The 23,946-nt window shown below is 61.4% G+C and carries 5 protein-coding genes; 2 read left to right on the forward strand and 3 right to left on the reverse strand.

Annotation, left to right across the window (positions count from 1 at the left end; genetic code table 11):
- Window positions 1-559: 559 nt before the first annotated feature.
- Entirely contained in the window at window positions 560-1,270 is a 711-nt protein-coding gene (locus tag VY732_RS00665) for a GntR family transcriptional regulator (RefSeq protein WP_137219081.1), read from the reverse strand.
- A gap of 196 nt (window positions 1,271-1,466) precedes the next feature.
- On the opposite strand from VY732_RS00665, the gene lapG reads away from it, so the two are divergent.
- Both lapG and lapD read left to right on the forward strand, forming a co-directional pair.
- A complete protein-coding gene (gene lapG / locus VY732_RS00670; protein WP_016987655.1) occupies window positions 1,467-2,159 on the forward strand; it encodes a cysteine protease LapG in 693 nt (230 codons plus the stop codon).
- Window positions 2,160-2,173: 14 nt separating this feature from the next.
- Entirely contained in the window at window positions 2,174-4,117 is a 1,944-nt protein-coding gene (gene lapD, locus VY732_RS00675) for a cyclic di-GMP receptor LapD (protein ID WP_331693383.1), read from the forward strand.
- 1,035 nt (window positions 4,118-5,152) lie between these two features.
- Here the strand turns inward: lapD and VY732_RS00680 are convergent.
- Window positions 5,153-5,491, reverse strand: coding sequence for a hypothetical protein (locus tag VY732_RS00680; RefSeq protein WP_007918987.1), 339 nt, complete (start codon window positions 5,489-5,491; stop codon window positions 5,153-5,155).
- A 148-nt stretch (window positions 5,492-5,639) separates the two neighbouring features.
- Complete coding sequence (locus VY732_RS00685) at window positions 5,640-23,678, reverse strand: immunoglobulin-like domain-containing protein (RefSeq protein WP_331693387.1); 18,039 nt, start codon at window positions 23,676-23,678, stop codon at window positions 5,640-5,642.
- Window positions 23,679-23,946: the final 268 nt, after the last annotated feature.

The following is a 23,946-nucleotide window of genomic DNA, read 5'->3' on the forward strand; positions in this document are numbered from 1 at the left end:
GGCGGGTGCCAAAGCGAAGAACAAAGTTCAAACTTGGCGAGGAAAAACTAATACACCGGCAAAGTGTTTAACAAGTGTATTTTTAATTATTTTAAGTTTGCTGTTTTTTGAAGTTGAGTCGATCCGATAAAACTTTTGGCTGAAGTTTTATTTGGGCGTAGTTGCTCCTTTCGGCGAATAACGGCCAAAATTGATCGATAAGAGTGAATGCCTCACTCGAAGCAACTTTCCAGTAATAAGAGTTGAATGATTTAAAAGGGCGGAAGTTGGCCGTGACCCCGCGCCATGACTTCCTTTTTCCCGTGGCAAGGCTCCTTCCGTAGGTTCCTGGTGCGGGGACTGCGCCGTCAGGGCGGCGCGTCGCCCGTTCTTTATGGGGTTGGCCGTTCAAGAGTGCGGGTAAATGAGCGCCACGGCTATTACCGATTCATCAACCGCGAGGTGCAAATTTCGGCCTGAACGGCGCAGGGAGGTTAGAGCGGGCAGGCGGATCCGCCCACCCGAGGGCTGGCAGATCGCTTGGGGATTTGTAAGAGAGTGATTCGCGGAGGGTGCGCGCTCAGTGCGCGGCTTTGCGGCTTTGCGCGGCGGGGGTGGCGAGATAGCGGGTAATCACCTCGACGCCCCGATTAAGGTGCTGCTCGAGGAGTTTGATCGACAGTTCAATGTCGCGCTCCTGCACAGCCTGCAGCATCGCCCGGTGATCGTCCTGGGACAATTTGCCCAGGCCCATGGCCTCAAGATTGAAGCGCAGAAAACGCTCTTCTTCGTTGAGCCCGTCTTCGACCAGGCGCAGCAAGCGTTGGTTGGGCGCCTTGCTGTACAGGGCCATATGGAACAAACGGTTGAGCCGGCCGATTTCCGTGTAATCGTGTTGCGCTTCCAGCTCTTCGATGTAACCGGCGGCGCGAGTGTGATCGGCAGCGGTCAGCAACGGAATCGACTGGCGCATGGCTTCGGATTCGAGGAGGATGCGCAGCTCGTAGGTTTCGGTGGCATCGCCCTGAATCAATGGCGCGACCACTGCACCTTTATGCGTAGTAACGCTCAGCAGTTCCTGGGCTTCGAGCTGGCGCAACGCTTCGCGCACCGGCATGCGGCTGACGCCGAACAAATCGGCCAGATCCTGCTGGCGCAGCGCCGTGCCGCAGGGCAGACGACCATCGAGGATTGCCGAACGCAGGGTTTCCTCGATCACCGACCGGGCCAGATGCGCAGGAATCGGTCCATCGACTTTAATGCTGTGCAGCGGTTTGGGCTTCTGTGTCACGACTACGCACCCTGTATGTCGGCCTGATTTGGATCCAAATGACACTAGTGATTGCTCTACAGGTTGTCAAACCTTGTAAAACATCGGGCGCCAACTGAAGTTTAGCGCGTCGTCGATGATCTCATGGTGCCATTGTTTTTTGCCGGGCTAAGCTTCACCATCAAACGCTTTCTATCCTGCCTCCTGGAAACCTGCTGTGGCGGTACGTTTCGCGATCCCCCGGACGTTGCGCTGGCTAGGCTGCGCACTGTTGCTGGCCGGCATGATGCTGGGCGGTCTGCATGCCGATTGGGATTTTTCCACGATCAGCCGCAAAGCCACGGCGCTCTACGGACCGTTGGGTGCCGGGCAGCAGCGCATTGATGCCTGGCAAAATCTGTTGGCCACGCAGAAACAGGTCAGCGAGATGGAAAAGCTCAAAGTGGTGAACCTGTTTTTCAATAAACAGGTGCGCTACGTCGAGGACATCGATCTGTGGCACGAGGTCGACTATTGGGAAACGCCGATCGAAGCCTTATGGAAAGGCGCCGGCGACTGCGAAGACTATGCGATCGCCAAGTATTTCAGCCTGCGCCACCTCGGGGTTTCCAGTGACAAGCTGCGCATCACCTATGTCAAAGCGTTGCGCCAGAACCGCGCGCACATGGTCCTGACTTACTATGCCACCCCCGATGCCATGCCGCTGGTGCTCGACAGCCTGATCGATCCGATCCAGCCGGCGTCGCAGCGAACCGATTTGCTGCCGGTCTACTCTTTCAATGCTGAAGGTCTGTATTTGCCGGGGGCCAAAGGCAACAAGAAGGTCGGTGACACCAAACGCCTGTCGCGCTGGCAGGATGTCTTGAAGAAAATGCAGGCCGAAGGTTTCCCGGTCGAGACGACTAACTAGGAGCACGCGCTCAGATGTCTTTGTTCAAACAGCTGTTGATCGCTATCTGTCTGTTCCTGGTGGTCGCCTTCACCGGCAGCTTCATGGTCAGTCTGGAAAGCTCGCGCACTCAGTACGTCAACCAGTTGCGCTCCCACGCGCAGGACGCCGCGACGGCGCTGGCCTTGTCGCTGACGCCGAATATCGACGACCCGGCGATGGTCGAGCTGCTGGTCAGCTCGATTTTCGACAGTGGTTATTACGCGAGCATTCGTGTGGTCGATCTGAAGACTGATCAGACCATTGTCGAGCGCAGCGGCATTCCGGCCGTCAGCAATGTGCCGGACTGGTTCGTCAAACTGATCGGTCTGGAACCGGCTGGTGGCGATGCACTGGTCAGCCGTGGCTGGGAACAGGCCGCGCGGGTCGAGGTGGTCAGCCATCCGATGTTCGCCGTGGCCAAGCTGTGGCAGAGCGCGTTGGGCAGCCTCGGTTGGCTGCTGATCTGCGGCGCAGTGAGTGCCGTGCTCGGGGCACTGCTGCTGCGTCGGCAGTTGAAGCCACTGGATTACATGGTCAAGCAATCGCACGCCATCGCCCGCCGCGAATTCCTCAGCCTGCCGGATCTGCCGCGCACGCCTGAGTTGCGTCGCGTGGTGCAGGCGATGAACCAGATGGTCGAGAAGCTCAAGGCACTGTTTCAGGAGCAGGCCGAGCGCAGTGAAAAACTGCGGGCTGAGTCTTATCAGGACAACCTCACGGGGTTGGCCAACCGCCGCTATTTCGAGATGCAGTTGAACAATCGCGTGAGCAACCCGGAGCAGGCCAGCTCCGGTTATCTGCTGCTGTTGCGGGTCAAGGATCTCGCCGGGCTCAACCAGCGTCTCGGTGGCCAGCGCACCGATGAACTGCTGAAAGCAGTTGGCGAACAATTGTCCCGCGAATGCGCGAAGTACCCGGAAACCCAGAACCTTGTCACCCGTATTCGTGGCGGTGAATTCGCCGTGCTGGCGCCGGGGCTGGTTCGTGAAGAAGCGCTGCAACTGGCGCAGAACCTCGACAATGCCTTGAGCAGTCTGCACGCTACCGGCGCGACCGACGTCGCGGCCGTGGCGTCGATCGGCCTGGCGCCATTCACTCACGGCGATTCGCCGCAACAGGTACTGACGCTTGGCGATCAGGCGCTGGCGCAAGCCGAAGGGCAGGGCGAGCAGAACTGGGCGTGCATCGATCAGAGCCTGACGGCGGACGTTGGCGACGATCATCACGCTTGGCACCGTTTGCTCGATCAGGCCTTGAGTCAGCAGCGTTTCGAGCTGTATTTCCAACCGGTGGTCGCCGCCGACACGCAACTGGTGCTGCATTACAAAGTTCTTTCGCGCTTGCTCGATGATCAGGGCCAGACCATCCCGGCCGGGCGCTTCCTGCCATGGCTGGAGCGCTTCGGCTGGACCGCGCGGCTGGATCGGCTGATGCTCGAACGCGTGCTGGAACAGATGAAGGCGCATGAGGATTCGCTGGCGCTGAACCTGTCCTCGGCGACCCTGGCTGATCCGCAGGCGCTGAATAAAATCTTCGAGATTCTGCGCGCGCATTCCAATCTTGGCGAGCGCCTGACCCTGGAAATCGGTGAGGAGCAATTGCCGGAGCAGGCGGTGCTGGAACAGTTGACCCGGCGCCTGCGCGAACTGGGTTTCTCACTGAGCCTGCAACGCTTTGGTGGTCGTTTCAGCATGATCGGCAACCTGGCGCGGTTGGGGCTGGCGTACTTGAAGATCGATGGCAGCTACATTCGTGCGATTGATCAGGAGAGCGACAAGCGTCTGTTCATCGAGGCGATCCAGCGTGCGGCGCACAGCATCGATCTGCCGCTGATTGCCGAGCGCGTCGAGACGGAAGGCGAGTTGGCGGTGATTCGCGAGATGGGCTTGTACGGGGTTCAAGGGCAGTTGTTGGGTGAGCCGAAGCCTTGGCAGTGAGTCATTGCAAAAGCAACCCTCACCCTAGCCCTCTCCCAGAGGGAGAGGGGACTGATTGGGGGATATTCGGGAAATACGCCGACGTGAGCGATTTGCGCTGAATCCATAATCGACCCGGTTTTTCAGGTCGATGTATGGCGCCAGACACCTCGATCGGCACCTCTCGGTCAGGGAGAGGGGACTGATTGGGGGATATTCGGGAGATACGCCGACGTGAAAGATGTCCGCTGAATCCTTAATCGACTCGATTTCTCAGGTCGATGTATAACGCCAGACACCTCGGTCGGCTGCTCTCCGTCGGGGAGAGGGCTTGTATGGGATTCAGGGGCAGTTGTTGGGTGAACCGAAGCCTTGGCGGTGAGCCATTGCAAAAGCAACCCTCACCCTAGCCCTCTCCCGGAGGGAGAGGGGACTGACCGTGGGATATTGATGTAATACGCCGACGTGAAAGATGTCCGCTGAATCCGTAATCGACTCGACTTCTCAGGTCGATGTATAACGCCAGACACCTCGGTCGGCTGCTCTCCGTCGGGAGAGGGCTTGTATGGGATTCAGGGGCAGTTGTTGGGTGAACCGAAGCCTTGGCGGTGAGCCATTGCAAAAGCAACCCTCACCCTAGCCCTCTCCCGGAGGGAGAGGGGACTGACCGTGGGATATTGATGTAATACGCCGACGTGAAAGATGTCCGCTGAATCCGTAATCGACTCGATTTCTCAGGTCGATGTATAACGCCAGACACCTCGGTCGGCTGCTCTCCGTCGGGGAGAGGGCTTGTATGGGATTCAGGGGCAGTTGTTGGGTGTACCGAAGCCTTGGCGGTGAGTCATTGCAAAAGCAACCCTCACCCTAGCCCTCTCCCGGAGGGAGAGGGGACTGACCGTGGGATATTGATGTAATACGCCGACGTGAAAGATGTCCGCTGAATCCGTAATCGACTCGATTTCTCAGGTCGATGTATGGCGCCAGACACCTCGGTCGGCCCCCTCTCTCTCGGGGAGAGGGCTGGGGTGAGGGTAGGCTTTTGATTACGGGGGATCAGATCAACCCGCCCTCATCCTCATCGATCAACTGGCTCAACCCACCCAACGCTTCCCGCGCCTGTGTCCGGTCCATCAACTTGGCCTGGGCCGCCGGCGGCAGATCGGTGACGCGGATTACGCCTTTCTGGGTCAGCACCTGAATCAGGTCGTCGAGGACCCGAATCATTTCGAAGTCACTCTGCTTGAGCTGTTTGAGGCTGGTTTCCACCACTTCGTTGGCGAACCAGGCCTGGATTTCATGGCTGTCGGCCGGCAGGGTTTCCGTGGCCTCGGCGTAGGCCGCGGCTTCCACGCGAATCAACAGACCTTGCGCATCGCGTTGCACGTAAAACATTGAGCATCCCTCGGAAATGAACCAGCGTCATGCTGTCAGCAGCATAGCCAACTGCGCGCGATTATGCGGTGCGGCGACGTAATCGTCACCGTCGCGGTAGGCGCAAACGTGACGGCCGCCCCAGAAGGGCGGCCGTTTTGTTCATGTATCAGCTGTTGTTGTGGTCGACCTTGATGGTCGGATCGCTGCCGGCAATCAGATTATGAATGTTGGCGCTCGACCAGTTGTTGCCTTCCAGTTTGATCGTCACATCCGGGGTTGCCGCAGCGGCGTCGCCGGAGTTGAACTTGCCCGCCGAGCTGACTTGCAGCGACGACGTGCCGTCGACCGTGGTGATCTTCAGGAAGTTGTCGATGGTGCTGCCGGTCTCGCCCTGCAACAGATCGCGCAGATCGATACGGTCACCGTCAGCGGCTTTGAAGTCCTTGATCACGTCGTTGCCGGTGTCGCCCGCTTTCCAGACGAAGGTGTCGGCACCCGAACCACCGATGAGGATGTCGTTACCCTGACCGCCGATCAGCGTGTCGTTGCCAGTGCCGCCGAGCAGAATGTCATTGCCTTTGCCGCCATCGAGCCAGTCGTTGCCGCCCGAGCCGAAGAGGATGTCATTGCCTGCGCCACCCAACAGCGTGTCGTTACCGTCATGTGCGCCGGAGACATCGAACGCCTGATAGTGCTCGGTGATGTACTGGTGCACGTTGCTGGTGGTGACTTTGCTGACATCGACCCCGGTTTCCTTGGCCACGAACGCCTGCATCGCCTGATAACCCTCGCCGGCAATGCCGTTGAAGCTCACCAGATCGCCGAACAGGATGTCGTTGCCGTCGCCACCGCTGACGGTGTCGTTGCCTGGCATCGTCGCTTCGGTGTGGCCGATGATCGAGTTGGCCAGGTCCTTCGGATCGATGTTGGTCTGCGGCGTTTTGTCCGAGTCGTAAGGCTTCAGATCGTTGAGGCTGACATCGTTGTTCAGTCCGATAGCCTCGACGTTCGACAGACCGCTGAGCAAGGCAAAACCACTGGTCGAGTTACTGGTCGTTGCCGAGTTGGTGCTGTTGCCGGTACCCGCCAGACTCGACAACTCATAGGTGCCGTCGCCCTGCGCGTGGATGGTGCCCAGATTAGTGCCGCTCCAGCCCCACCACGAATTGTAGGTTTGCAGGGTCACTGTGCCGGCGCTGTTGATCGTCAACGCATGGGTATTGTCGATATAAGTGCTGAAGGTATCGCCCGGCTTGTAGTTGCTGGTTTTCACCACATCGTCGAGCTTCACGTTGCCGTACAGCGTCGGGTTGGTCTGCTCGCCGCTCTGGTAGTAGGTCGGCTGGCCGTCGGTGATGAAGTACGTGAGGTTCTTCGCCCCGCTGTTGGCCACCGCGTCAGCGCTCTGGAACCAGTTGGCCGTGGTTTTGAACACGTCCTCATAGTTGGTGCCGCCGCCGGAAGCCATCGAGTCCAGTACTGCTTTGAGTTGCGTCAGCGCGTTCGGATTGTTGAGGTTCACCGACACCGACTTGTTGACCTGGGTATCGAAGTCGACGAGGAAAATGTTCACCGTGCCCGAATTGCTGCCGCCCAGGCTCTGCTTGAGGCTGTTGAACACCGAGGTCAGCGAGTCTTTGGCGGCGTTGAGCGACGAACTGCTCATGCTGCCGGAGCTGTCGACCATGAACGCGATGTTGTAGTTGGTACCCGGCACCACGGTCAGGCCACCGATGTCGGCGACGATGATGTCGTTGCCATCGGTGCCGGTGACGGTATCGTCGGCCGAGGTGGCGACAATGGCGTTGTAGACCGCCGGCACCACGCTGACCGGAATGGTCGCAGTGCTGCTCGCCGAACCGCCGACCATCTCGGTGGAGGTCGAGGTCACGGTCAGGTTGAACTGGCCGTTGTAGTACGGCGGTGGCGTTACGGTCAGGCTGCCGAGGTTCCAGCCGGTGACGTTGGCGTCGCCGCTGCTGGCGGTGACGGTGAAGGTGTGACCCGCGCCATCACTGAGCACCGAGCCGACCGGTGCACCGCTGATCTTCACGCTCAGGGTTTCCGAGCCGTCGGTGTCGGTCAGGGCGGTGGTGATGGCCGACAGTTTCACCGTGGTGCCTTCGGCGCCGGTGTTGAGTTTGTAGCCGTCGTAATAGCCTTCGCCGTTGCTGCCGTGCAGATCGGAGACGGTCACGCCCGAGTTCACCAGATCCTGCACGCCGGTGTAAATCGGCACGCCGGTGCTGCTCAGGTCGATCGGCGTGCTGCCATTGACCGACAGGTTGACGTCGTAGCTGCCCGGGCCGCTCTGGTTGTGGTGGTAGATGTCCAGGGTGTAGTAGCCGCTGGTGGTCGGGGTGAACGAACCGTTGAGGTTGCCGCCCACGCCCCACGTGGTCGATGCCACATTCTTGCCACCAATGGTGACCAACAGGCTGTCATCGCCGATGCCGCTGAAGGTGTAGGTCTTGCCGGCTTCCAGATAGATCAGGCCCGAGGTCTTCGACGCTGTGCCGGCGGTCACGCTGCCGTCGGACTGTACGTTGTTCACATTGGTGCTGGTGTTCGGAGTGCCAGCGCCGTCGATCACATTTTTCAATGTGGTCGAATCTGCGCCGTTGCCGTTGGTGCCCAGACCCGACAGGCCGGTCCAGACTTCCTTGATCAGGCCGGTGGACTTCACGCTGTTGTCGGCCACGCTCACGGTCGGCGCATCCGCCACCGGCGTAATGTCGATTTTCACGGTGCCGGTGTTGCCCAGCAGTTGGCCGTCGGTTGGCTGGAACTTGATCTGTGCGTAGTCAGCCTGGTTGTTGCCCAGACCTGTGCCGCCGTAACCGTTGACGCCCGACTCGTTGGCATCCGGCAGGAAGCGCAGCTTGCCCGAGTCGATGTCAGCCTTGCTGAAGGTCTGGTTGTTGGCGACGTCTTTCCAGGTCGAACCGTCCAGATACTGCAGTTTGCCTTCGCCCGGCAGTTGGGTGATTTTGATGCCGAGGCTGCTGGCCGGGCTGTCGACGTCAGTTACACCGAAAGTCGACCAGCCGAGCACCAGCGGGGTGTCTTCGGTGCCGGTGACATTGCTCGGTGCAGCGACCGGTGCGTCGTTGACTGCCACCACGTTGACCGTGGTGGTCGCAGTGTTGGAGTAGTTGCCGCCATCGGTCACGGTCACAGTGATGATACGCGGCACGGTGCTCGGGTTTTCGCTGCCGTTGGTGAAGCTGATGTTCTTGATGGCCTGCATGTAATCAGCCAGCGTCGCGTTGCCCGACAGTGTCAGGGTCACGGTGCCGTTGGTGCTGTTGGCATTGATGGTAATGCCGTTGACGCTGTTGCCCAGGTTCAGCGCATCGCCGTCCTGACGGTTGGTCAGGACCACGGTGGCACCGGTGAGCAGGGTGCTGTCCGGGTCAGTGATGCTGATATCGGTGTCGGCAATCGACACGCCGGCGCCCGGGGTGTTTTCGGTGAAGGTCACCTTGTAATCGGCACCGGTGGCGCCGCTGGAGTTGTTGGCGTCCAGGTCGAGCACGGGCGGCGCATCGTTGTCGATGATCGAGGTGCTGACGCTGCCATTGGTGCTGCTGACCGCAAGGTTCTCGAAGTTGCCGCCGGTGGCCGAATCGATCTTGACCACGAAGTTCTCGGTGCCCTCGGTGATCTTGTCATCGATGGTGGCGACGTTGAACTGCGCGCTGCTCGCACCTGCCGGGATCTTCACGGTGTACACACCGGTGAAGTCGGAACCGTCGGCGGCGGTGCCGCTGTAGACGATTTTCAGGGTCACTTCGGTTTGCGCCGGGTGGTTCAGGCTGACGGTGTAGCTGGCGGTCTGGCCTTCGGTCACCGAACTGCTGCCAGTGATGCTGACGGTGGTGGTGTCGATAGTGTCGGTGACGCTGGTCACGGCTGGCGTGTTGCTGGTCACCAGATTTTCGAAGCCGCCGCCGCTGGTGCCAGTGATGGTTGCCTGCACGGTGCCGGCGTCTTTGTAGACGTCATCGGCTGGCGCTGGAACGGTCACGGTGCCGCTGGTTTTGCCGGCGTCGATGGTGATCACCGAGCCATTGCTCAGGGTTACGGTGACTGGCGAGCCAGCGGCGTTGGTCAGGGTCGCGGTGTAGGTGATCTGGCCACCTTCGGCCACGGTGCCGGTCGCGGACAGCGTCAGGTTGGTGGTGTCGACGGTGTCGGTGACGGTAGTGCTGGCCGGGGTTTTGTCGGCGACCAGATTTTCGTAGTTGCCGCCCGTGACGTTGGTGATCGAGTTGGTCAGCGGTGCATGGCCGGTCAAAGCGTCGTTTGGCGCAGTGGTGGTCGCGGTGCCCGTGGTCTGGCCAACACCGATGGTGATGGTTTGACCGTTGGCCAGCGTTACAACCACAGGCGAACCGGTCACCGGAGCACCGACGGTCGCGGTGTAGACGACGTTGCCGCCTTCAGCCGCTGTACCGGTTGCAGTCAGTTTCACCGTGGTGGTGTCGATGGTGTCGGTGACGCTGGTCACGGCCGGAGCCGTGCTGGTGACCAGATTTTCGAAGTTGCCACCGGTGGCGGCGCTGATCGTTGCCTGGACGGTGCCAGCGTCTTTGTAGACGTCATCGGCTGGCGCCGGGACGGTCACGGTGCCGCTGGTTTTGCCCGCGTCGATGGTGATCACCGAGCCGTTGCTCAGGGTTACGGTGACTGGCGAACCGGCAGCGTTGGTCAGGGTCGCGGTGTAGGTGATCTGACCACCTTCGGCCACGGTGCCGGTCGCGGACAGCGACAGGTTGGTGGTGTCGACGGTGTCGGTGACGGTAGTCGAAACCGGAGTCTTGTCGGCGACAAGGTTCTCGTAGTTGCCGCCAGTGACATTGGTGATCGAGTTGGTCAGCGGTGCGTGGCCTGTCAAAGCGTCGTTAGGTGCAGTGGTGGTCGCGGTGCCGGTGGTCTGGCCAACACCGATGGTGATGGTCTGACCGTTCGACAGGGTTACCACAACCGGCGAGCCAGTCACTGGAGCACCGACGGTCGCGGTGTAGACGACGTTGCCGCCCTCTGCCGCTGCGCCGGTAGCCGTGAGTTTCACCGTCGTGGTGTCGATGGTGTCGGTGACGCTGGTCACGGCCGGCGTCGTGCTCGGTACCAGGTTTTCAAAGTTGCCACCGGTGGCGTTGCTGATCGTCGCCTGTACGGTGCCGGCGTCTTTGTAAACGTCGTCGGCCGGGGCGGGAACAGTCACGGTGCCGGTGGTTTTACCGGCGTCGATGGTGATCACGGCGCCGTTGCTCAGCGTCACGGTCACTGGCGAGCCAGCGGCATTGGTCAGGGTCGCGGTGTAAACAATCGAACCGCCTTCAGCGACCGAATTGGTAGCGCTCAGCGACAGATTGGTGGTGTCGACAGTGTCGGTCACGTTAGTGCTGACCGGGGTTTTGTCAGCCACGAGATTCTCGTAGTTGCCGCCCGTCACGTTGGTGATCGAGTTGGTCAGCGGCGCATGACCGGTCAACGCATCGTTCGGTGCAGTGGTGGTCGCGGTGCCGGTGGTCTGGCCGACGCCAATAGTGATGGTCTGACCGTTGGCCAGGGTCACAACAACCGGCGAACCGGTGACTGGCGCGCCGACAGTAGCGGTGTAGACAACGTTGCCGCCCTCGGCTGCAGTTGTGGTTGCAGTGAGTTTTACGGTGGTGGTGTCGATCGTGTCGGTGACGCTGGTCACGGCCGGAGTCGTGCTCGGCACGAGGTTTTCGAAGTTGCCACCGGTGGCGGTGCTGATGGTCGCCTGCACGGTACCCGCGTCTTTGTAGACGTCATCGGCTGGCGCTGGAACGGTTACGGTGCCAGTGGTTTTACCGGCGTCGATGGTGATCACGGCGCCGTTCGACAGGGTGACGGTCACTGGCGAGCCAGCGGCGTTGGTCAGGGTCGCGGTGTAGACGATCGAACCGCCTTCAGCAACCGAGCCAGTCGCGCTGAGCGATAGATTGGTGGTGTCGACGGTGTCGGTCACGTTGGTGCTGACTGGCGTCTTGTCGGCCACGAGGTTTTCGTAGTTGCCGCCGGTCACGTTGGTGATCGCGTTGGTCAGTGGCGCATGACCGGTCAATGCATCGTTTGGCGCTGCGGTGGTTGCGGTGCCGGTGGTCTGGCCAACACCGATGGTGATGGTTTGACCATTGGCCAAAGTCACGACAACTGGCGAGCCGGTAACCGGTGCGCCTACGGTAGCGGTGTAGACAACGTTGCCGCCTTCAGCCGCCGACTCAGTGGCCGTCAGTTTGACGGTGGTGGTGTCGATGGTATCGGTGACGCTGGTCACAGCCGGCGTCGTGCTCGGCACCAGGTTTTCGAAGTTGCCACCGGTGGCTGTGCTGATCGTCGCCTGCACGGTGCCGGCGTCTTTGTAAACGTCGTCAGCCGGCGCAGGAACGGTCACGGTGCCGGTGGTTTTGCCGGCGTCGATGGTAATCACGGCGCCGTTCGACAGGGTGACGGTCACTGGCGAGCCAGCGGCATTGGTCAATGTCGCCGTATAGACGATCGAGCCACCTTCAGCCACAGAGCCGGTCGCGCTCAGCGACAGGTTGGTGGTGTCGACGGTGTCGGTCACGTTGGTGCTGACTGGCGTCTTGTCGGCCACGAGGTTTTCGTAGTTGCCGCCGGTCACGTTGGTGATCGCGTTGGTCAGTGGCGCATGACCGGTCAATGCATCGTTTGGCGCTGCGGTGGTTGCGGTGCCTGTGGTCTGGCCGACACCGATGGTGATGGTTTGACCATTGGCCAAATTCACGACAACTGGCGAGCCAGTTACCGGTGCGCCGACAGTCGCGGTGTAGACAACATTGCCGCCTTCAGCCGCCGACTCGGTGGCCGTCAGTTTGACGGTGGTGGTGTCGATGGTGTCGGTGACGCTAGTCACGGCTGGCGTCGTGCTCGGCACCAGATTTTCGAAGTTGCCACCGGTGGCGTTGCTGATTGTGGCCTGCACGGTGCCGGCGTCTTTGTAAACGTCGTCGGCTGGTGCTGGAACGGTCACGGTGCCAGTGGTTTTACCGGCGTCGATAGTGATCACGGCGCCGTTGCTCAGCGTCACGGTGACTGGCGAACCAGCGGCGTTGGTCAGCGTGGCGGTGTAAACAATCGAGCCGCCCTCAGCCACAGAACCGGTCGCACTGAGCGACAGGTTGGTGGTGTCGACAGTGTCGGTCACGTTGGTGCTGACCGGGGTTTTGTCAGCCACGAGGTTTTCGTAGTTGCCGCCGGTCACGTTGGTGATCGCGTTGGTCAGTGGCGCATGACCGGTCAATGCATCGTTTGGCGCTGCGGTGGTTGCGGTGCCTGTGGTCTGGCCGACACCGATGGTGATGGTCTGACCGTTGGCCAGCGTCACGACGACAGGCGAGCCGGTGACGGCTGCACCAACAGTGGCGGTGTAGGTGACCGTGCCACCCTCAGTTGCCGACTCGGTCGCAGTGAGTTTGACGGTGGTGGTGTCGATGGTGTCGGTGACATTGGTCACGGCCGGCACGGTGCTCGGTACCAGATTCTCGAAGTTGCCGCCGGTCGCGGTCGAAATGGTTGCTTCGACTTTGCCTGCATCTTTGTATACGTCATCCGCCGGTGCAGCGACGGTGACGGTGCCAGTGGTTTTACCCGCCTCGATGGTGATCACGGCGCCGTTGGACAGCGTCACGGTCACTGGCGAGCCTGCGGCGTTGGTCAGCGTGGCGGTGTAAACAATCGAACCGCCTTCGGCCACAGAGCCGGTCGCGCTGAGCGACAGATTGGTGGTGTCGACGGTGTCAGTGACATTGGTCGAAACCGGCGTCTTGTCAGCCACCAGATTCTCGTAATTGCCGCCGGTTACACCGGTGATCGAGTTGGTCAGTGGCGCCTGACCGGCCAGCGCATCGTTCGGTGCGGTGGTGGTCACGGTGCCGGTGGTTTTGCCGACTTCGATGGTGATGTTCTGGCCGTTGGCCAAGGTCACCACGACAGGCGAGCCGGTCACTGGAGCGCCGACAGTGGCGGTGTAAGTGACGGTGCCGCCTTCAGCGACCGACGTATCAGCCGTGAGTTTGACGGTCGAGGTATCGATGGTGTCGGTGACTTCGGTCACGGCCGGCACAGTGCTCGGCACCAGATTTTCGAAGTTGCCGCCGGTGGCGGTGGAAATCGTCGCTTCGACTTTGCCGGCGTCTTTGTAGACGTCATCGGCCGGAGCTGGAACGGTCACGGTGCCGGTGGTTTTGCCGGCGTCGATGGTGATCACTGCGCCGTTGGACAGGGTCACGGTGACTGGCGAGCCGGCCGCGTTGGTCAGCGTCGCGGTGTAGACGATCGAGCCACCTTCAGCAACCGAACCAGTCGCGCTCAGCGACAGGTTGGTGGTGTCGACAGTATCGGTGACGTTGGTACTGACCGGCGTCTTGTCGGCCACGAGGTTTTCGTAGTTGCCGCCGGTTACGCCAGTGATCGAATTGGTCAGCGCCGCGTGGCCGGTCAGCGCATCGTTCGGTGCGGTGGTGGTCACGGTGCCGCTGGTTTTGCCGACTTCGATGGTGATGTTCTGACCGTTGGCCAAGGTCACCACGACTGGCGAGCCGGTCACTGGAGCGCCGACAGTAGCGGTGTAAGTGACGGTGCCGCTTTCAGCCACGGAGGTATCGGCCGTCAGTTTGACGGTCGAGGTGTCGATGGTGTCGGTGACTTCGGTCACGGCCGGCACAGTGCTCGGCACCAGATTTTCGAAGTTGCCGCCCGTTGCCGTCGAGATCGTCGCTTCGACTTTGCCGGCGTCTTTGTAGACGTCATCCGCTGGCGCTGGAACAGACACGGTGCCAGTGGTTTTGCCGGCTTCGATGGTAATCACCGCGCCGTTCGACAGGGTCACGGTCACTGGCGAGCCAGCGGCGTTGGTCAAGGTTGCGGTGTAAACAATCGAACCACCCTCAGCCACAGTGCCGGTCGCAGTCAGCGACAGGTTAGTGGTGTCGACAGTGTCGGTGACATTGGTCGAAACCGGGGTCTTGTCGGCCACCAGATTTTCGTAGTTACCGCCGCTCACCTCAGTGATCGCATTGGTGATCGGTGCGTGACCGGTCAATGCATCGTTCGGTGCGCTGGTGGTTGCGGTCCCGGTGGTTTGGCCAACGCCGATGGTGATGGTCTGACCGTTTGACAGGGTGACGACAACAGGCGAACCGGTAACCGGCGCACCCACCGTCGCGGTGTAAGTGACGGTGCCACCTTCAGCGGCGGTCTCGGTCGCCGTCAGTTTCACGGTCGAGGTGTCGATGGTGTCAGTCACTTCGGTGACGGCTGGAACCGTGCTCGGCACCAGGTTCTCGAAGTTGCCACCGGTAGCGGTGGAGATCGTCGCTTCGACTTTGCCCGCGTCTTTGTAGACGTCATCGGCCGGAGCTGGAACGGTCACAGTGCCAGTGGTTTTACCGGCTTCGATGGTGATTACCGCGCCATTAGACAGCGTCACGGTGACTGGCGAGCCAGCCGCGTTGGTCAGCGTCGCGGTGTAGATGATCGAACCACCTTCGGCCGCGGTGCCGGTCGCAGTCAGCGACAGGTCAGTGGTGTCGACGGTGTCGGTGACATTGGTCGAAACCGGCGTCTTGTCCGCCACCAGATTTTCGAAGTTGCCGCCGCTTACCTCGGTGATCGCATTGGTGATCGGCGCGTGGCCGGTCAATGCATCGTTCGGCGCGATGGTGGTCGCGGTGCCGGTGGTCTGGCCAACACCAATGGTGATGGTCTGACCGTTAGCCAGAGTCACGACCACAGGCGAACCAGTGACTGGCGCGCCGACGGTTGCGGTGTAAGTCACGCTGCCACCCTCAGCCGCCGACTCGGTCGCGGTCAGTTTGACGGTGGTGGTGTCGATGGTATCGGTGACGTTGGTCACGGCCGGCACGGTGCTCGGCACCAGATTCTCGAAGTTGCCGCCCGTTGCATCCTTGATCGTCACTTCGACTTTGCCGGCGTCTTTGTAGACGTCATCGGCAGGCGCAGCAACGGTCACGGTGCCGGTAGTTTTGCCAGCCTCGATGGTGATCACCGAACCGTTCGACAGGGTCACGGTTACCGGCGTGCCAGCCGGGTTGGTCAGCGTCGCGGTGTAGACGATCGAACCGCCTTCAGCCACCGAATCGGTTGCGGTCAGGTTCAGGTTGGTGGTGTCGGTAGTGTCCGAAACCGCGGTGTCGGCGGACTTGCCGTCGACCGCGAGTTTTTCGTAGTTGCCGCCGGTGGCGCCGTCGATGGTGACGCTCAGCGAGCTGCCACCGGCCAATGGGCTGTTCGGTGCAACGAAGTTCACCGAGCCGGTGGTTTCACCGACAGCGATGGTGATGGTCTGGCCGTTGGACAGGGTCACGACAACCGGTGAACCCGTCACTGGCGCGGTCACGGTCGCGGTGTAGACCACGGTTTCGCCTTCGGCGACGTTGGCCGTGGCGGTCAGCGACACGGTGGAGGTGTCGATGGTGTCGTTGACGGTGGTGACTGCTGGAGCGGTGTTGGTAACGAGGTTTTCGAAGTCGCCACCGGTCGCGCCTTTGATGGTCGCTTCAACGGTGCCGGCATCTTTGTAGACGTCATCTTTCGGTGCGTCGACGGTCACGGTGCCGGTGGTTTTGCCGGCGTCGATGGTGATCACCGAACCGTTGCTCAGGGTTACGGTGACCGGACTGCCAGCAGCGTTGGTCAGGGTCGCGGTGTAAGTGATCTGGCCGCCTTCGTTCACCGAACCGGTGGCGCTGAGCGACAGGTTGGTGGTGTCGACGGTATCAGTCACGGTGGTGCTGACCGGGGTTTTGTCGGCCACGAGGTTTTCGTAGTTGCCGCCGGAAACATCGGTGATCGCGTTGGTCAGCGGAGCGTGGCCAGTCAGCGCATCGTTTGGCGCGGTAGTGGTCACGGTGCCGGTGGTTTTACCCACTTCGATGGTGATGTTCTGACCGTTGGCCAAGGTCACCACAACTGGCGAACCAGTGACTGGCGCACCGACCGTGGCGGTGTAGGTGACGGTGCCGCCTTCAGCTGCAGACTCGGTGGCGGTCAGTTTGACCGTCGAGGTGTCGATGGTGTCAGTGACGTCGGTGACGGCTGGCGTGGTGCTCGGCACCAGGTTCTCGAAGTTGCCGCCGGTAGCGTCCTTGATGGTGACTTCGACTTTGCCGGCGTCTTTGTAGACGTCATCGGCCGGTGCAGCGACGGTGACGGTGCCGGTGGTCTTGCCCGCTTCGATGGTGATCACCGAGCCATTGCTCAGGGTCACAGTCACCGGGGTGCCGGCCGGGTTGGTCAGGGTTGCGGTGTAAACGATCGAGCCGCCTTCCGCCACGGTGCCGGTCGCGGTCAGCGACAGGTTGGTGGTGTCGACGGTGTCAGTGACGGTGGTCGAAACCGGGGTTTTGTCGGCAACGAGGTTCTCGTAATTGCCGCCGCTCACGTCGGTGATCGCGTTGGTCAGCGGCGTATGGCCGTTCAGCGCGTCGTTCGGTGCGGTGGTGGTGACGGTGCCGGTGGTTTTGCCGATTTCGATGGTGATGTTCTGGCCGTTGGCCAGGGTCACGACGACCGGCGAACCGGTGACTGGCGCGCCGACAGTGGCGGTGTAGGTGACGGTGCCACCTTCAGCCGCCGACTCGGTGGCGGTCAGTTTGACGGTGCTGGTGTCGATGGTGTCGGTGACTTCAGTCACGGCCGGAACAGTGCTCGGCACCAGGTTCTCGAAGTTGCCGCCGGTAGCGTCCTTGATGGTGACTTCGACTTTGCCGGCGTCTTTGTAGACGTCATCGGCCGGTGCAGCGACGGTGACGGTGCCGGTGGTCTTGCCCGCTTCAATGGTGATCACCGAGCCGTTGCTCAGGGTCACGGTCACCGGCGTACCGGCGGGATTGCTCAGGGTCGCGGTGTAGATGATCGAACCGCCCTCGGCGACCGAATTGGTAGCGCTGAGCGACAGATCAGTGGTGTCGACGGTGTCAGTGACCGTGGTCGACACCGGGGTCTTGTCGGCCACCAGGTTTTCGAAGTTGCCGCCGGAAACGTTGGTGATGGAGTTGCCCAGCGACGCCTGACCGTTCAATGCGTCATTCGGCGCGGTGGTGGTCACGGTGCCGGTGGTTTTGCCGACTTCAATGGTGATGCTCTGGCCGTTAGCCAGAGTGACCACGACAGGCGAACCCGTGACCGGCGCGCCAACAGTGGCGGTGTAAGTGACAGTGCCACCTTCAGCGACAGTGGTGTCGGCCGTCAGTTTCACGGTCGAGGTGTCGATGGTGTCAGTCACATCGGTCACGGCTGGCGTCGTGCTTGGCACCAGGTTTTCGAAGTTGCCGCCCGTGGCGTCCTTGATTGTGACTTCGACTTTGCCGGCGTCTTTGTAGACGTCATCGGCAGGCGCCGCAACGGTGACGGTGCCGGTGGTTTTGCCCGCTTCGATGGTGATCACCGAGCCGTTGCTCAATGTCACGGTGACTGGCGTGCCGGCCGGGTTGGTCAGCGTTGCGGTGTAAACAATCGAACCACCTTCAGCCACGGTGCCGGTCGCGCTCAGCGACAGGTTGGTGGTGTCGACGGTGTCGGTCACCGACGTCACGGCCGGAGTTTTGTCGGCCACAAGGTTCTCGTAATTGCCGCCGCTGGCGCCGTCGATTTTCACGCTCAGCGTATTGCCGCCAGCGAGTGCATCGTTCGGTGCGGTGAAGTTGACGCTGCCGCTGCTGGCGCCGACCGGAATGGTGATGGTCTGGCCGTTGGACAGGGTCACCACAACCGGTGAACCAGTCACCGGCGCGGTCACGGAAGCGGTGTAAACCACCACGCCGCCTTCAGTGGTGCTGGCGGTAGCGGTCAGCGAAACGGTGCTGTTGTCGATGGTGTCGGTCACGTCGGTGACCGCTGGAGTCTTGTCGACCACCAGGTTTTCGAAGTTGCCGCCGGTGGTCTTGGTGATGCTCGCGTCGACCTTGCCCGCGTCCTTGTAGACGTCATCGGCAGGCGCTGCGACGGTCGCGGTGCCGGTGGTCGCGCCCTTGGCGATGTTGATCACCGCGCCGTTGCTCAGGGTCACGGTCATCGCCGTGCCAGCAGCGTTGGTCAGGGTCGCGGTGTAGACGATCGAGCCGCCCTCGGCAACCGAAGCGGTGGCGCTCAGGCTGATATTGGTGGTGTCGACCGTATCGGTGACGGTGGTAACCACTGCAGAACGGTTGGCATCGACCTGCTCGAAGTTGCCGCCGCTGTGGCTGGCAATCGCCGTCTGTACCTTGCCGCCGTCGATGTACGGGGTATTGGCAGGCGCAGCGAAGTTCACCGAACCGCTGGTGGCGCCGGCGGCGATGTTGATCACCGCGCCGTTGGCCAGGGTCACGGTCATGGCAGTGCCAGCCGGGTTGCTCAGGGTCGCGGTGTAGGTGATCTGGCCACCTTCGCTGACGGTGTCGCTGGCGCTGAGGGTCAGCGTGGTTTTGTCGACGGTGTCATTGACGGTGGTGCTGACCGGAGTCTTGCTGACGTCAAGCTTCTCGAAGTTGCCGCCAGTGGCATCGGTCATGGTCACGGTGAGCTTGCTGACGTCTTTGTAGACGTCGTCGCTCGGCGCAGCGATGGTCACCGAACCGCTGGTTTTGCCAGCTTCGATGGTGATGGTCTGGCCGTTGCTCAGGTTGACGGTGACCGGCGTTTGCGCGGCGTTGGTCAGGGTCGCGGTGTACGTGATCGACGTGCCTTCGAGCACATAGCTTTCAGCGCTGAGGGTCAGGTGCGTGGTGTTGATGGTGTCGGCAACGTTGGTCACCGCTGGCGTCGGATTGGCCACCAGATTTTCGAAATTGCCGCCGTCGGTGCCCTTGATGGTCACTTCGACTTTGCCGGCGTCCTTGTAGACGTCATCGGCCGGGGCTGGGACGGTCACGGTGCCGGTGGTCTTGCCGGCGTCGATGGTGATGGTCGAACCGTTGCTCAGGGTCACGGTCACCGGGGTGCCGGCCGGGTTGGTCAGCGTCGCGGTGTAAACGATCGAACCGCCTTCGTTGACGTTGCCGGTGGCGGTCAGCGAAACGGTGGTGGTGTCGACGGTGTCGGTCACGGTGGTGCTGACCGGAGTTTTGTCGGCGACCAGGTTTTCGTAGTTGCCACCGGTAACGTTAGTGATCGAGTTGGTCAGCGGTGCATGGCCGGCCAGTACGTCGTTTGGTGCGGTGGTCGACACGGTGCCGGCGGTTTGGCCGACAGCGATGGTGATGCTTTGACCGTTAGCCAGGGTGACTACGACTGGCGAGCCGGTCACTGGCGCGCCAACAGTGGCGGTGTAAGTGACGGTGCCGCCTTCAGCAGCAGTTTCGGTGGCAGTCAGCTTCACCGTCGAGGTGTCGATGGTGTCAGTGACGTCGGTCACGGCTGGAACGGTGCTTGGCACCAGGTTCTCGAAGTTACCGCCGGTGGCGTCCTTGATGGTGACTTCGACTTTGCCGGCGTCCTTATAGACGTCGTCGGCGGGTGCTGGGACGGTCACGGAGCCGGTGGTTTTGCCCGCTTCGATGGTGATTACCGAGCCATTGCTCAGGGTCACGGTGACAGGCGAGCCTGCTGCGTTGGTCAGGGTCGCGGTGTAAACGATCGAACCGCCTTCAGCCACGGTACCGGTGGCGCTGAGCGTCAGGTTGGTGGTGTCGGTGGTGTCGGTCACGGTGGTGCTGACCGGGGTTTTGTCAGCGACCAGATTTTCGTAATTGCCGCCGCTGACCGCGGTGATTGAGTTGGTCAGTGGAGCATGACCGGTCAGCGCATCGTTCGGTGCGGTGGCAGTCGCGGTGCCGGTGGTCTGGCCGACGGCGATGGTAATGGTCTGACCGTTGGTCAGGCTCACGATGACCGGCGAGCCGGTGACTGGCGCGCCGACGGTCGCGGTGTAAGTGACGGTGCCACCTTCAGCAGCGGTCTCGGTCGCGGTCAGTTTTACCGTCGAGGTGTCGATGGTGTCGGTCACGTCGGTGACGGCTGGCGTGGTGCTCGGAACAAGGTTCTCGAAGTCGCCGCCGGTGGCGTCCTTGATGGTCACTTCGACTTTACCGGCGTCTTTATAGACGTCATCAGCGGGTGCGGCAACGGTCACGGTGCCGGTGGTTTTACCGGCCTCGATGGTGATCACGGCGCCGTTCGACAAGGTTACGGTGACGGGTGAGCCGGCTGCGTTGGTCAGGGTCGCGGTGTAAACGATCGAACCGCCTTCAGCCACGGTACCGGTGGCGCTGAGGGACAGATTGGTGGTGTCGGTGGTGTCGGTGACGGTGGTGCTGACCGGAGTCTTGTCGGCCACCAGGTTTTCGTAGTTACCGCCGGAAACCTCAGTGATCGAAGTGGTCAGCGGCGCATGGCCGGTCAGCGCATCGTTCGGTGCAGTGGCGGTTACGGTGCCGGTGGTCTGGCCGACCGCGATGGTGATGGTTTGGCCATTGGCCAAAGTCACCACTACTGGCGAACCGGTGACCGGAGCGCCAACGGTCGCGGTGTAGGTGACGGTGCCGCCTTCAGCCACGGTGGTGTCAGCGGTCAGTTTGACGGTCGAGGTGTCGATGGTGTCGGTCACTTCGGTGACGGCCGGAACGGTGCTCGGAACGAGGTTCTCGAAGTTGCCGCCGGTGGCACTGTTGATGGTGACTTCGACTTTGCCGGCGTCCTTATAAACGTCATCGGCAGGTGCCGCGACGGTCACGGTGCCGGTAGTCTTGCCCGCTTCAATGGTGATCACCGAGCCGTTCGACAGGGTCACGGTCACCGGAGTACCGGCAGCGTTGGTCAGGGTCGCGGTGTAAACGATCGAACCGCCTTCAGCCACAGAACCAGTGGCGCTGAGCGACAGGTTGGTGGTGTCGGCAACGTCAGTGACATTGGTGGAGACCGGGGTTTTATCGGCGACCAGATTTTCGTAGTTGCCGCCGCTGACATTGGTGATCGAGTTGCTCAACGGCGCGTTGCCGGCCAGCGCGTCGTTAGGCGCGGTGGTGGTCACGGTGCCGGTGGTTTGGCCGACGGCGATGGTGATGTTCTGGCCGTTGGCCAAGGTCACGACAACCGGCGAGCCGGTGACTGGCGCGCCGACGGTCGCGGTGTAAGTGACGGTGCCGCCTTCAGCGACCGAGGTGTCAGCCGTCAATTTCACGGTCGAGGTGTCGAGGGTGTCGGTTACTTCGGTGACGGCCGGAACGGTGCTCGGCACCAGGTTCTCGAAATTGCCGCCGGTGACGGTATTGATGCTGACTTCGACTTGGCCGGCGTCTTTATAGACGTCATCGGCTGGTGCTGGAACGGTCACGGTGCCGGTAGTCTTGCCCGCGTCGATGGTGATCACCGAGCCATTGCTCAGGGTCACGGTCACTGGCGTGCCGGCCGGATTGGTCAGGGTCGCGGTGTAAACGATCGAGCCGCCTTCAGCAACGCTGCCGGTCGCTGACAACGACAGATTGGTGGTGTCGATCGAATCGGTAATGGTGGTGGTCGCTGGCGTGGTGTTAGGCACCAGATTTTCGAAGTTGCCACCGGTTGCGCCGGTAATCGTGGTGCTGACCGTGCTGCCATTGTTGTAGACGTCGTTGGCCGCTGTCGGCACGTTGACGGTGCCGGTGGTTTTGCCGGCTTCAATGGTGATGGTCGAACCGTTCGACAGGGTGATCGTCACCGGCGTTTGCGCGGCGTTGGTCAGGGTCGCGGTGTAGGTGATCTGACCACCTTCGACAACGGTGCCAGTGGCGGTGAGGCTGACGTTGGTCGTGTCGACCGAATCAGTAATCGTGGTCACTGCTGGCGTCGGGTTCGGCACCAGGTTTTCAAAGTTGCCACCGGTGGTACCGGTAATCGTAGTGCTGACGGTGCTGCCGTTGTTGTAGACGTCATTGGCCGGGGTCGGCACGTTGACGACGCCAGTGGTCTGGCCGGCTTCGATGGTGATGGTCGAACCGTTCGACAGGGTGACGGTCACCGGGGTTTGCGCCGGATTAGTCAGGGTCGCGGTGTAAGTGATCTGGCCGCCTTCAGTGACGGTCGAGCCAGCGGTCAGCGTGACCGTGGTGGTGTCGATCGAATCGGTGATGGTGGTCACCGCAGGCGTTGTGTTCGGCACCAGATTTTCGAAGTTGCCACCGCTGGCACCGGTGATGGTGGTGGTGACGGTGCTGCCGTTGTTATAGACGTCGTTGGCCGGGGTCGGCACGTTGACGGTGCCGGTGGTCTGGCCGGCGCCGATGGTGATCGTCGAGCCGTTCGACAAGGTGACAGTCACCGGAGTTTGGGCCGGGTTGGTCAGGGTCGCGGTGTAAGTGATCTGGCCACCTTCGGTGACACTCGGCCCGGCCGTCAGGGTGACGGTGGTGGTGTCGATGGTATCAGTGACCTGGGTCGTGGCCGGGTTGGTCGGCGTCGTCACGGTGATGCCGTTGCCGCCGGTGGTGCCGGTGACGGTCACGTCGATCTGGCTCGGGTCGTTATAAACGGTGTCGTTCGGCGCCAGCGGCACGTTGACGGTGCCCGTGGTGGAGCCGGCTGGAATCACAATCACCGCGCCGTTGGAGAGGGTGATGGTCAGGTCGGTCAGCGGCGCCTGGGTCAGGGTCGCGGTGTACACCAGCACGCCGCCGGCTTCTGTGATGGTCGGCGTGGCGCTGAGGCTCAGGGTCGATTCACGCAGGGCGTTGGTGGTGGTATCGGTGGTCTGGCCGCCGGTGATGTTTTGCGCAGCCTGACCGGCAGCGTTGATGCCTGCGGTCGGGAAGCCAATGGTCGGGTCAACGCGGCCAGCGGTGGCGTCGAGCATCACGAAACTGTGACCGCCGCCGGCGGCACCGCCCGTGCCTGCGGCGCTTGGGCCGGCAGCGGTGGCATCGAGGGCGGTGGTCGGGTCGACACCGGCGGCGATGGCTTGCTGCAGTTCGGCTACCGACGGCGCAGCCTGCGCGGTGGCTTCAGCCAGGTCAGTGCTGGAGTCGGGCGCGGTGGCACTCCACTGGGTTTCGCGGCCCAGATCGAGGGTGCGGCCATCTGCCAATTCCAGCGACACGGCGCCGGAGAGGCCGGTGTCGATCTGGTCGCCGACAAACAGGCGATCGCCTTCAACGAGTACGCGACGTACACCCTCAGGGGAGACTACAAATACCTGACCGACAATGCTTTTGACGATGGCAACAACACTGCTCATTGAAGACTCTCCGGGGGTGTCACGTTCAGTTGACTTCCATAGACCTGATGGCTTTTGGCGCCGACTCAGTCTGGACGTACTTTTAAAATTTGCGAATCAAGTTTGACGCGTCATTTCGTCAATAATTTGGCTAGATTCTTTCGCTATTAACTTTATGCCAAACTATTGACCTTCTGGGTGCCATCCTAAACAATCGCCCCACTAATGTCACATTGATATTTCCGCGGCGACCTGTCCTTCAGCGTGTGATCCAGTTCCTGTTTTGAAC

The organism is Pseudomonas sp. ZY71, assembly GCF_036542145.1.
Lineage (GTDB): Bacteria > Pseudomonadota > Gammaproteobacteria > Pseudomonadales > Pseudomonadaceae > Aquipseudomonas > Aquipseudomonas koreensis_A.